The sequence below is a fragment of the Rhodothermales bacterium genome, from assembly GCA_017643395.1.
Lineage (GTDB): Bacteria > Bacteroidota > Rhodothermia > Rhodothermales > UBA10348 > JABDJZ01.
This window is the reverse complement of the sequence record JAEPNP010000003.1, coordinates 263,919-276,105: the sequence shown is the minus strand read 5'-3', so window position 1 is coordinate 276,105 and position 12,187 is coordinate 263,919. Positions and strand designations below refer to the sequence as shown.

At 62.6% G+C, this 12,187-nt stretch carries 7 protein-coding genes; 5 read left to right on the top strand and 2 right to left on the bottom strand.

All coding sequences use genetic code 11. The features are described from left to right. Positions 1–11: 11 nt before the first annotated feature. The 5 genes from JJ896_11695 (at position 12) to JJ896_11675 (ending at position 6,302) form a co-directional block, all read left to right on the top strand. Positions 12–431, top strand: a complete 420-nt coding sequence (locus tag JJ896_11695; GenBank protein MBO6780307.1) for a hypothetical protein — start codon at positions 12–14, stop codon at positions 429–431. A gap of 1 nt (position 432) precedes the next feature. Continuing rightward, entirely contained in the window at positions 433–726 is a 294-nt protein-coding gene (locus tag JJ896_11690; protein MBO6780306.1) for a cell division protein ZapA, read from the top strand. Positions 727–1,177: 451 nt separating this feature from the next. Beyond that, positions 1,178–2,887 (top strand): ribonuclease Y, encoded by a 1,710-nt coding sequence (gene rny, locus JJ896_11685; GenBank protein MBO6780305.1) that lies wholly within the window; start codon positions 1,178–1,180, stop codon positions 2,885–2,887. Between the two features lie 162 nt (positions 2,888–3,049). Continuing rightward, positions 3,050–5,503, top strand: a complete 2,454-nt coding sequence (ccsA, locus tag JJ896_11680) for a cytochrome c biogenesis protein CcsA (protein MBO6780304.1) — start codon at positions 3,050–3,052, stop codon at positions 5,501–5,503. 79 nt (positions 5,504–5,582) lie between these two features. Next, a complete protein-coding gene (locus tag JJ896_11675) occupies positions 5,583–6,302 on the top strand; it encodes a response regulator (GenBank protein MBO6780303.1) in 720 nt (239 codons plus the stop codon). An 18-nt stretch (positions 6,303–6,320) separates the two neighbouring features. Here the strand turns inward: JJ896_11675 and JJ896_11670 are convergent, their stop codons facing one another. Both JJ896_11670 and JJ896_11665 read right to left on the bottom strand, forming a co-directional pair. Next, positions 6,321–8,291 carry a VCBS repeat-containing protein gene (locus JJ896_11670; protein MBO6780302.1) on the bottom strand — a complete coding sequence of 657 codons (1,971 nt, stop codon included), beginning with the start codon at positions 8,289–8,291 and terminating at the stop codon, positions 6,321–6,323. A gap of 135 nt (positions 8,292–8,426) precedes the next feature. After that, on the bottom strand, positions 8,427–12,161 hold the full coding sequence (locus JJ896_11665; protein MBO6780301.1) for a T9SS type A sorting domain-containing protein: 3,735 nt from the start codon (positions 12,159–12,161) through the stop codon (positions 8,427–8,429). Positions 12,162–12,187 lie beyond the last annotated feature (26 nt).

Below are 12,187 nucleotides of genomic sequence, written 5' to 3'. Positions count from 1 at the left end.
CCCGCCCTTCCATGTCGGAAATCCCGCCTCACGACCAGGACCCGGACGACCTTCCGTCCCTCCCCGAACCGGACGAACAGCGCCAGCAGGACATGTTCACCGCCACGGACAGTCCTTCGGTGGCCGAGGATGTGGGCGGACGCCGGACCGTGCAGCTTAAGAGCTACAAGTCTCTGGAGCGGCTCAGGGATCGCGTGCAGCTGACCACGCGCGAACTCGCTCGGTTGCGGGCAGAGAATGCGGAGCTTCAGCGCCAGGTGGAGGACCTGAAGGCCGGCGGTGGAAGCCCCGTGGAAGGCACGCCGATTGTTTTCACCGAGACGCCCGCGGGACTGCGCGCCAAGGTGGAAGGATTCATCGAGGCCATCGACCAGTATCTGCAGGAGGACCTGGCGGACGAGATTCGCGGCGAACGCGCGGGGATCGACTGAAATGGGCACCGCGCTGCGCGTACAGATCCTGGGCCGCGACTACACCCTGCGGGTGCGTGAGGAGAATCACGAGCTTACCCGGCAATTGGCTGAGTATGTGGACAGCAAAATGACCGCCTTTCGGGATTCCCATCCCGAGCAGTCGGATACCACGGCGGCCGTGATCACTGCACTGGCCATCGCCGAAGAGCTGTTTCTGGAGCGGGCGACACGGGAAGAGGTGCGCGACTCGGTAGATGCGCAGCTGGGAGACCTCGAGAAGGCGCTGGCCGGGGCGCTTACCGCGCGACCTTAGCGCGAGCTGGCGGTCCGGGTCCGGCGCGCTACGGAAGCTCGACAACCGCCCGCCACGCGATCCGCCGTGCCCTGCCGCCGCCTGCATGAGCATCCTGCCAAGTCGGCCTTAAGTGGTTGACGGTCATGGCCGAAGACTCTATCCTGCTGTCAGCACGGCCCGTTGCGAGCGTAAGTAAGAACCTTAATGATTTACTTGCGGGAACCATCCTTCAGGGTTGGACGCCAGGCCCCAGCGGCGCTCCTGTAGCGTCGTCTCGTCTTAGACGAACCGGGGAAGGCGGAAGAGCCTGAGCGGTGCCCACTGTGATATGAGGGAGGTTCTTCATATCAAATCGCTTCGGGTGGTGCTGACTCTACGGCCCCGACAGGCCCCCGCGTTTGCGGATCCGCCTGTCGGGGCTTTTTTGTATGTTTGAGGCACATAAATAGTCGATCAGGCTCCAGCCTGATTGGCTGCAACGGGGATGGAAGTCACGATTCTGCAAATCGTGCTCGCCATCGCCGCTGCGTTCGGGACCGGATTCATCGTTGACCGCTACCTGCTGAAGGTAGTCGGACTTAATAAGCTGGCTGAGGCCCGCGAGGAGGCCAAAACCCTCGTAGCCGATGCCGAGCGTGAAATAGAAGCGCTTCGTGAGGAGCGCATCGTCAAGGCAGAAGCAGACCTCAGACGCCGCGAGGCGGAGCTTGAGGAGAAATCGGAATCGTCCCGGCGCAGCTGGCGGCGCGCACGACAGCAACTGGAAGAGCGGCACGAGTCCCTCAATGAGCGGACCCGACGCGTAAACGACAAGGAGACGCTTCTTCATGAGGCGTCTGACGTGTTATCGGCTCTCACCCACGAGGCGGAGTCGCAACGGAACAGCCTGTTCGACCAGGCCACCCGGCTGGGCGAGATGCGTGCGGACCTCGAGCGGGAGTTCGGCGAGGTCAAGGCTGGTCAGACCGAGCTGGCCCTTGCGCGGGTGGAGCTGAACGCCGAGCAGGAGCGCGCAACAGCCCTGGTGCGGCGCTTCGAGGAGCAGTTGGCGGAGCTCTCGGGCATGACCGCGGACGAGGCGCGCCACCAGTTGGTAGAGCAGATCCGTACAGAGGCGGAGCTGGAGGCCTCATCGCTCGTGAAGGACATTCGGGATGAAGCCAAGCTCAAGGCTGCACGTGAGGCCCGCCGGGTGATTCTGGCGGCCATCCAGCGCACGGCGGCGAGCCATGCCATCGAGAACACGGTCTCCGTGGTGAATCTGTCCTCGGACGAAATGAAGGGCCGCATTATCGGCCGCGAGGGGCGCAACATCCGCGCCTTCGAGGCCGCCACCGGCATCGAGGTGATTGTGGACGACACGCCCGAGGCCGTCATCCTGTCCGGCTTCAATCCGGTCCGGCGCGAGATTGCCCGCATCGCCCTCGAGAAGCTGATTCAGGACGGTCGCATCCACCCCGCGCGCATCGAAGAGGTGGTCGAAAAAACCCGTGAGGAGATCGAGGAGGAGCTGGTCGAGATCGGCGAGCGCACCGTGATCGATCTCAACCTGCAGGGTGTGCATCCGGAGGTAATCCGGCACATCGGCCGCATGCGCTACCGGTCCAGCTACGGCCAGAATCTGTTGGCGCACAGCATTGAGACGGCCCGCATCGCATCCATGATGGCCGCCGAACTCGGCCTCGACCCGGCGAAAGCCCGCCGCGGAGGTCTGCTGCATGACATCGGCAAGGTCGTCGAGGATGACGTCGAGCGTCCGCACGCCCTGGTCGGCATGGATCTGTGCCGCCGGAATGGGGAAGACGATGAGGTCTGCAACGCGATTGGCGCCCACCATGACGAGATCGAGATGACCTCGATGATCTCGCCCATTGTGCAGGCGGCAGACGCCATCTCCGGGGCGCGGCCGGGAGCCCGGCGGGAGGCGCTCGAGAGCTACATCAAACGTTTGGAGCAGCTGGAGGAGCTGGCTCGCACGTTTGAGGGTGTCGAGCGGGTATTCGCCATACAGGCCGGCCGGGAGGTCCGCGTGATCGTCAACCAGGATCGCATTTCCGATGGGCGGGCCGAGCAATTGGCGGTGGAAATATCCCGGCGCATCCAGTCCGAGATGCAGTACCCCGGACAGGTCAAGGTCACGGTGATACGAGAGGTACGCGCGGTGTCCTACGCGAAATAGGGGGGCCGCGACTGCTCCGGCGGCCCCACTCCCGCCTCTTGCCAGCATTCCGACAGCCGGCGCGGTCTTCACGGCGTCCTAATGAACCCGGGCTATCCTGATTCGTGCTTTAGCCCGATCCATTTGGTGGATCCCCCCTTCCCTCGCCCCATCCCCCAGGACATGATTGGAGTCGTAGGCAAGCTGCTTATCCTGCTCGGCTTCGTGGCCACAGGACTCGCTGGACTGGCGTACTTCCGCAGTGCGCAGATCGAGCGCGGAGGTCAGGACTGGCTGCGCATCGGTCGCGCGGCGTGGAGTGTGATGGGTGTCGGCCTGATCGTGGCCTACGGCATTCTCTTCTATCTGTCGCTGACGCACCAGTTCGAGTATGCGTACGTCTATGAGCACACAGCGAGGGATCTCGGCCTCAAGTACCTGATTTCGGCCAACTGGGCCGGCCAGGAAGGCTCGTTCATGATGTGGATCTTCATGAACATCCTGGTAGGCTGGAGCGTGATGAAGTGGGCGCGGGAGTACGAGGCGCCGGTCATGGCGGTCATCAGCTTCTGCCAGTTCTTCCTGGTCTCCATGGTGATCGGGCTGGACCTCGGCTTCATCAAGCTGGGTGCGTCGCCGTTCCAACTCCTGTCAGAGAAATTCCCGAACGCGCCGATGCTGGCCGCCGGCCTTGTGCCCGAAGACGGGCAGGGCCTGAATGATCTGCTTCAGAACTACTGGATGGTCATTCACCCGCCGACGCTCTTCTCCGGCTTCGCGGCGATGATTGTGCCGTTTGCCTTTGCCGTCGCGGCCCTTTGGAAGCGGCGCTACACGCAGTGGGTGCGGCCCGCCCTGCCTTGGGCGCTGTTCGCCACCATGATCCTCGGCGTCGGCATCGCCATGGGCGGCTACTGGGCCTACGAGACGCTTTCGTTCGGCGGATACTGGGCCTGGGACCCCGTGGAAAACTCCAGCCTCGTACCCTGGCTGATTGGCGTGGCAGCCATCCACACCATGATTGTTCAGAAGCGCAGCGGGCGCAGCCAGAAGGCGGCCCTCTTCCTGAACATCCTCGCGTACATGCTGGTCATCTACTCGACCTTCCTCACGCGATCCGGCATCCTGGGAGACATCTCGGTGCACTCCTTTGTGGACCTGGGCCTGTACAACCAATTGCTGCTCTGGATACTGGCGATGGGAGCCGTGGGCTTCGGGCTGCTCGCGGTACGCTACCGCGAACTGCCGACACCCGCCCAGGAGCCGGAAATGCTCTCGCGGGAGTTCATGATTTTCGCGGGCGCTTTGCTGCTTTGCGCCATCGCCCTCGTGGTGATCCTCGGGACCAGCGCACCCATCATCGGCCGCCTCTTCCGGGACAATCCATCCAGCGTGCCGATAGCGTTCTACAACAAGTGGACGCTTCCGCTGTCGGTGGCGCTGACCTTCCTTGCAGGACTCGGGCAGCTCTTCTGGTGGAAGAAGATGTCCGTCGAAAGCGTCAACAAGGTTCTGACGCGACCGATTGCCCTGTCGGTGGCTTCCACCCTGCTGGTCTTGCTGCTCACGCCCTTCGTGGAGGAATCTGCGGTGACCAGCGTGCTGGCCTCCGTCGGCGTGCCTGAAGGTGCTCTGACCGCAGGCCTGGGCACCTTCTGGGCCACCTACGGCCAGGGGCTCATGCTGCTCTTGCTGCTGTTTGTGTCCTTCTTTGCCCTTTACGGCAATCTGGAAGTGGTGCTAAGAATCTGGAAGGGCAACCCGAAGCTTGCCGGCGGCGCGGTCTCCCACGTGGGCTTCTCGCTCATGATTCTGGGCATCATTGCCTCCAGCGGGTTCTCTGACGCGGTGGGCTCCGGCAACGGGGTGCGAATCGGAGACTCGCGGGACAACTTCGTGCTGGAAGCCGGCCAAACCGTGGCCATTGACGGCTATACGGTGACGTACAACGGCAAGGACATGAGCAACGCGGCGCGACCGGAGTACCTGCTCGATTTCGTCGATCCTGACGGACGGTCGTTCTCGGTTTCTCCGGTGGTGTACCGAAGCAACAAGGATCAGTGGATCCAGCACCCTGACGTGACGCGCTTCCTGGAGAAGGACATCTTCGTGGCCGTCTCGCCGAACGTCATGCTGGGCGTCGACGACTCCGACAACGGGGGGACGATTACCCTGGCCCGCAATGACTCGACTCTGGTTGGGGACGGCGCCTACGCCATCGCCTTCCTGGAGTATGACCTTGAAGTCGAACACGAGGCCGCCAACCCGAACACCGGAGAAGTTGCTGTTGGTGCCCTCCTCGCGGTGACGAATACGGCAACCGGGGAGCGTCGCCTTCTCACTCCTGTGTACCGCATCGACGAGGAGCGCAGGGTTCAGGTCGTGCCCGAAACCATCGACGACTGGGGCCTGGCATTGGGCTTTGCCGCCATGAACGTCGATTCCGGCACGATCGACATCGTGGTTGAGGGCGTTCGCACCGCGCCCGCAGACTGGGTTGTGGTGCAGGCCTACGAGAAGCCGCTGATCAGCCTGGTCTGGCTGGGAATCATTCTGCTGTCGATCGGCTTCATTGTGGCCATCGTGCGGCGCGCCCAGGATCAGGCTCATGCGTATCGTCGCGCTGAGGCGGCATAGGCGACAGCGCCCTTTTCCGGGCCGCGCCTAAAGTTCAGAGCCGAGCGGCCGATACATGGGCTACCAACCATGTATCGTCATGAACACGCCCCCTCGCATTCTTGTCGTCGAAGATGACCCGGTGAACCTGATGGTCATTACCCGCATGCTTGAGCGCCTCGGTCATACGGCCGATGTGGCTCGCAACGGCCTGCAGGCCGTGCAGGCCGCCCAGGTAAAGGACTACGACATCATCTTCATGGACCTGATGATGCCGGAACTCGACGGCATTGCAGCAGCCAGGCGCATTCGTGACGGTCGGCCTTCGGCGCCGCCCATGATCTTCGCGGTAACCGCCAACGTGATGCCGGAAGACCGCATCGAGGCGATGAATGCCGGCATGAACGACTACGTGACCAAACCCATCCGCATGGACACCATCCGTGGCCTGATCGAGACTTCGGAGCAGACGCTGTCAGAGCTCACCGAGTTTATCGACGTACACACGCTGGAGGAGCTTCGCGAGAACATGGGAGATGCCGACTTCTTCGCCGAGCTGGTGGACGAGTTCGTCGAGAACTCCGAGGAACTGGTTAGCACGGTCCAGTCCGCACTTGAGGCAGATGATCTCAACGCCGTCTCCGGTGCCGCGCACGCGCTCAAATCCACCAGTGCGGCCTTTGGCGGTACCGGCCTGAGCACGTGTGCCCGGGAAGCGGAGGACGCCGTCCGTCGCGGAGCCCGAAAGGACCTTCCGGCCATTGCCAATCGCATGCGTGCGGAACGAGACCGCTTGTGCAAGGTGCTTCAGCGAAGCTAAGCCTCAGGTTCGTCCGACTCAGCGCCGCACAACCGGACGCGTCAGGCGGCCCGATTCGAGCCGGAGCACATACAGACCGGGCACCAGGCCGGACACGTCCAGGCGATTCCGGCCAGGCGTGACCTGTGCCTGCAGTACGGCCCTGCCCAGCAGGTCAAATACTACCAGCCGGTCTCGCGCGTTGGTCTCGATCGTCAGAATCTCCGATACCGGATTCGGCCACATGGACCACAATGAAGGCTCGTCGAGTCGGTCGGTATGCGTGGCCCCAGACCACGTGAAGCTCCCGGTGGATCTCGAGGCACGCACAAACCCGTCACGCTCCGCTATCACTGTCCAGGCATAGTCGCCGTTAGGCAGGCCGGTCACGTCAACCGACAGTTCGGAACCAGTGAGTTCATACTCCGCCAGGGTTGTCGACTCCAGATGGGCCAGCACCAACTGGTAACTGACGCCGGCTTCCGTGGCCGTCAACGCGAATCGGATCTCAGGGCCCGCCTGCGTGCCGAGGTCTCCTTCCTCGAGCTCCGGGAAGGGTGGCGGGTCAGCGATGCCGCTGGATTCGGACAAGTGAAGCACCTGATTGGCGCCGACATCCAGGAACCGCGTGGTGGCACCCGCGGGCCATCTCACCGTAACCGAGTCTGCGACGCTTGCCTGGCCCAGGCCCACGTGGACCGACAGGTCGTGATTCTGGGATGTCATTCCGTCGCCTGCATGCACCTCGCGGATCATCGCATTGCCGTTCACCCACGTGGTTAACAGAGCTCCGAGTGCGTCCCGGTTCTCTCCTTCGGCTCTCAGGTGCATGCGCAGCCAGTTGCCGTCCCCGGTTCCCGTCTGCACCCGGTTCCCCTCACGTGAGGCGAATGCCAGGTCAAGCCATCCATCGTTGTTGAGATCGGCCGTGGCTACTGCGAGGGTACCGGTAAACGGATCCACGCCCAGATCCGGCCAGACATCTTCAAACGTGCCGTCACCTCTGTTGCGAAAGAGCTGATGGTTCGAGAAATCATTGGCCAGGTAGATGTCCTCCCAACCGTCGTTGTCGAAGTCACCGGCCGACGCGCCGAAGCCCCAGTCATCATCCCCGCCGGCCACTCCCGCCGCGACGGAGACATCCTCGAAGGTCCCATCGCCCAGATTACGGTAGAGTTTGTTGACTCCCGTGCGCGCATTGGGGCCGTAGATCGGCATGTTGGCCACAAACAGGTCGGGCCACTGATCACGGTCGTAGTCCAGCCAGACCGTAGCCCAGCCGGCCAGGGAGTCCGCTACCATCGCCTCTGCCCCGATATCGACAAACGTGCCGTCTCCCTCGTTGCGGAAGAGCGAATTCCGGGACTGCGCGGGGTCACCCTGACTGCAGGCCGCAATGTAGATGTCCAGATCGCCGTCACGGTCAAAATCGGCCGCCGCAACGCCGTAGGACTTGCGCTCGTTCAGGATTGCGGACATTCCGGCATCCCTGAAGACGCCGCCGCCCAGATTCTCAAAGAGCTTGTTGCCGCCAAACTCCTCGCCCACAAAGAGGTCTACGTCTCCGTCCCGGTCGTAGTCGCCCCACACGGCGCCCTGGGATTGTGCCTCGGACATGTCGATGCCGCTTTCGGCGGAGGCGAGATCCCATCGAAGGCCGTAGCGATTGCGAAAGAAACGGGAGCCCGGGTCAAAGTCCTCGACGTACAGGTCGCGGAATCCGTCTCCGTCGGCATCCCCAACGACTCCTCCGAACACCTCGGTGCCGTCGATGGCCGGAAATCGGCCCGTGCCCATGACATCAGTGAAGACCAGGGAGTCGGTCTGCAGATAAAGACGGCCTCGATGGTAGTAGTCGGGGCGCCCGTCCCGGTTGACGTCGGCAAGCGACGAGCCGAAAATGATTGCCGATCCGTCAGGTGGGGTGGCAAAGGGTGCCGGTACCTCCAGGAAAGACTGTGCGGACGCCGGAATGGCGGTCAGGAAAACAAGGGCGATGAGGGGGCGCATGGGCGGCATGATAACTCTGCCCTTCCTGAGGCAAATGCCGCTCCAATCCCGTCGCCCAAGAAAAAGGGGCCTTCGGTCCGCCAACCGAAGGCCCCGACGCTGTCTGCCAGAACCAGAGGACAAACAAGCGAAGTATTATTTGAGCAGCACCATGAGACGGGTCATGACTTCGCCGCCGGCTTCCATGCGATACAGGTAGGTGCCGCTCGGCAAATCGCGCGCATCAAACTGCACCGAATGCCGGCCGGCCGTCATGGAGCCGGTGGAGAGCGTGCCCACGGTGCGTCCGAGCATGTCGTGCACCGTGATCTGTACGGTCGCTGCTTCAGGCAGAGAGAAGTCGATCGTCGTCACCGGATTGAACGGGTTCGGATAATTCTGCTCAAGCGCGAAGTCGGTCGGGACCTCCAGCGAGCCGTCCGGCTCCGTATTCGTGTGGGTGGATAGCGGCGACGTGTGGAACGTGCCCTCGGCCGTACCCGAATAGACGGACCCGTTGCTGCCGACCGCCACGAACGTCACGTCTGATCCACGCAGGGAGAACTCCACCTGGTCTGAACCATCGGTATTCGGATCGCCGTCCACATAGACTCCGAAGCCCCATAGCGCCATGTACAGGTCGTCGTCCGCGTCACCAGCGTCGTCGGTGAAGGCCAAACCTCGGACCTCGGGTACCACGGTACCTGCGTCCACGGTCACAGTGAGGCCCTGGCTGGTCCAGGCCGGCGTTCCCGCACTGAGATCAATGCTGTACAGCCCCTCAGCCGTGCCTGCATAGAGCCGGTCCGAGTCGTCCGGAGAGAACTTCAGGTCGTAGATGTCTCCTGCGCCTACGCTGGCCAGAGCGTCCACGGGGATACCGCCTGTGCCTGTGGCGGCAACCACAGGTGCCCAACTGAGGCCGAAGTCGGCGCTAACCCAGACACCCTTGCCGCGCGTTCCGGCGTAGATGGTACCGGCATCGGTCGGATCAGCTTCGAGACCCCACGGCGTGTCCGCCGAGCCGTGCGGCAGACTTGAGATCTGCTGCCAGCTCGTTCCACCGTTCAGTGAGCGGAACAACAAGCCATTGTTGGCTGAGATATACAGGATGCCCGCGCTGTCCTCGGTGATGGCGTAGACGTTTACCCAACCCGTGGCCTGGTCCGGCAGGTTCGGCTCGGAGGCCGTCCATGAAATGCCGCCGTCGTCACTGTAGTAGAGACCGGCAGAGCCCCAGGAGGCCAGATAGATGCGGTCGGCTGAGGCGTCGTAGAACAGGTCGTTCACGTGAAGCGGGTACGGAAGTCCCGTGCCACACTCGCGCCAGGTTTCGTCTACAAACGCTGGATTGACCGTGAACACCACGCCGTCCGGCTCAGGAATGCGGCACAGCACGGCGCTGGATCCGCCCGGGCTGCCCTGGAACAGGCCCAGGATGATGCGCTCGAACGTGACGCCACCGACGGTGTACTCGTAGACCAGGCCCACCTGGCCATGTGCCTTGGCGGGAAACTTGAAGGGCGTGCCGATAACCTCGTCCGAGTTGTTGGAGGAATCGGTATCGGTCGTCTGAGTTGACGCGGTTGCCGTGACCGCAGTCGCCGAGTTCACGAACACCGTGCCGGTAAGCGTAGCCGAGGCCCCGGAATCCAGGGATGCGATCACCCAGTCGTCTCCAACGATGATGCCTGTCGACAGGGTCGGGCCCGACTGGAACGTCAGGTTGGCCACGGCATCCGCGATCGTGATGCACTGCGCCTGATTCGGCCCGTTGTTGGTCACCGTCAGGGTGTACGTCGCCACGTCGCCGGGGTACAGGGTCGATGCCGCCGAGACGGAGATGTCGGCCTGGAAGTCCCCGAAAGCCTCGATGCCCGTGTAGGTGACAGAACCGAGGGTGACGCCGGTGAAGCTTACCGTTCCGGACGTGGAATAGTCAGCGGTGGCGCCGGTCGGCAGTGTGAACGACAGGGCATCGCCCGGGCATGTCGCGGGTGCACCACCATTGATGGTATGGCTGGTGTACGCATTGACCGGAGTCACGTTGAACGTGTCTGCACCAGCGTCGCCGTTTACGGTCACCGTAATGGCCGGAATCGTTCCACCACTTGTGTCCAGGGCGCCCAGATTCAGCGTGTCGTCGCCGCCCCCGGCGTTGATGGTGAGGCTGCCGGTCGGGTTGCCGAAGACCACCTCCTCCACCAGTTCGGAGTCGATGAACGAGATGTTGTCGTTTGCCGTCGTGCCGGCATTCAGCACGATGGTTTCGGCGCTCGCGGAGAAGTTGAAGGTGCGGTTGGCCGGGAAATTGGCCGAGTCGTCAATCGGCTCAAGCCCTGAATACGTCAGGGTGCCGGCTCCTGCGGTGCAAGCCGCCGTGAACACGAAGGTCCCGTCGTTGGCGCTCGTGGGGTTGTGCGTCGTATCGAAAGGCGTGCACGCCGTGAACGCCTGCATCGTGATGGCATCGCTGCCGCCTTCAAGCACGACGTTCAGGTTGGTCGACGCCAACAGGTCGGAGGCAATCGTGACGTTCTCGTCGCCCGGGGTGCCTACAATCGACGGGGTTGCAGCACCATAGTCCGTCAGCAGAATGGTAAAGACGTCCCCATTCGCAAAAGTGAACACGATGCTCGGCCCTGCTCCAAGCGTCACCGTGGCACCGGTAACGGTACCGTTCTGCGGCTGCGGCATGATCTCGTCCGTAGTGGAATTCGCCGCGGCGTCCGAGATGGAGCGGAAATAGCCAATCGAATTCGGCACGTTGGCCGAAGAGGAGAACGTCAGGCCGTCGACGGAAAATACCGGAACCGTGGCCGTGGATAAATCGGACGTATCGATGGTTGCCAGCGGCAACGTACTGATGTCCGGGTGCGCCAAGTTGATGATGAGCGGCACCACCTGGCTTCCGAAGCCCGAGAGTGCCTCTGCGACGGTGCTGGAGCTGGTTTGCACGAGCACACCCACATACGGGCCGTCCACGTCGCCGTCTCCGTAGGTGTTGCCCGAGACACTGGCGCCGCTGTCGTTCGTTGATGTCTCGTTGTCCTGGAGCACGGCGATGCCCAGACCCAATTCGCGAGTGCCCCCGGCAAGGGTCGTCGCCGACGAGGGATCTCCATCGGAAAGGTCGTCCAGCGTATTGTCGGTGATCGTCGTGCCCAGGCCCGCACTCGCCCCGGTCACGCTCTTGACGTACATGCCGGCACCCGCTACCTCTGTAGCTCCCGTCAACGCGGAGCCGATATCCGGCCCGTTGCCGATCATGTAAATCGAGTTGTCGTCGATGACGAGATCGCTGACGTCGCCGCGATTACCGTTGGAGCCGCCGCCGATGGCCCAGATCCCGTAGGCGTAATTGAACGTACCGTTGGGGTTGGGCTGGTCGATTTCGTGAATGAAGTTGTAGAGGATGTCAATGTTCGAGATGTTGTCCGGGCTCGACGATGATCCGGAGTTCCAGATCTTGATACCCGCCCAGACATCACCGTCGAAATCACCGTCGATGTCGCATCCGTTGATCGCCACGTTGCTCGTACGGACCTGAATCACGTAATCGGCTGAACCGGATGGTTTGATGACTGTCTCTCCGCCCCCCCCGGCCGTGCGACCAGAGACATCCGTCCCATTCTGAGCGCATTGCAAGGTGATGGACTTCTCCAGCGACAGGCTCTCCGGATACGTGCCCGGGCCGATGTCAATCGTATCGCCCGAGTTGGCCTGGTCAAGTGCGTGAACGATCGTCAGGCAGGGGCTGCCGGAGGTCGTGCAATCATTCGCAGCATCCGATCCGGACGTGCGCACGTAGCGTGTTTGCGCTGAGGCCGGTATGGAAGCAGCGGCGATCAGAACTGCCAAAATCAGCAGCTTTGCGTAGGAATTGTGCATCGCTAGAGGGCGATAATTGAATGCGG

Excerpts from the sequence above, each read along its gene's own strand:
- JJ896_11690 (MBO6780306.1), top strand. The coding sequence starts at position 433 with ATGGGCACCGCGCTGCGCGTACAGATCCTGGGCCGCGACTACACCCTG.
- JJ896_11665 (MBO6780301.1), bottom strand. The coding sequence starts at position 12,161 with ATGCACAATTCCTACGCAAAGCTGCTGATTTTGGCAGTTCTGATCGCC.
- JJ896_11670 (MBO6780302.1), bottom strand. The coding sequence starts at position 8,291 with ATGCGCCCCCTCATCGCCCTTGTTTTCCTGACCGCCATTCCGGCGTCC.
- ccsA (MBO6780304.1), top strand. The coding sequence starts at position 3,050 with ATGATTGGAGTCGTAGGCAAGCTGCTTATCCTGCTCGGCTTCGTGGCC.
- JJ896_11675 (MBO6780303.1), top strand. The coding sequence starts at position 5,583 with ATGAACACGCCCCCTCGCATTCTTGTCGTCGAAGATGACCCGGTGAAC.
- JJ896_11695 (MBO6780307.1), top strand. The coding sequence starts at position 12 with ATGTCGGAAATCCCGCCTCACGACCAGGACCCGGACGACCTTCCGTCC.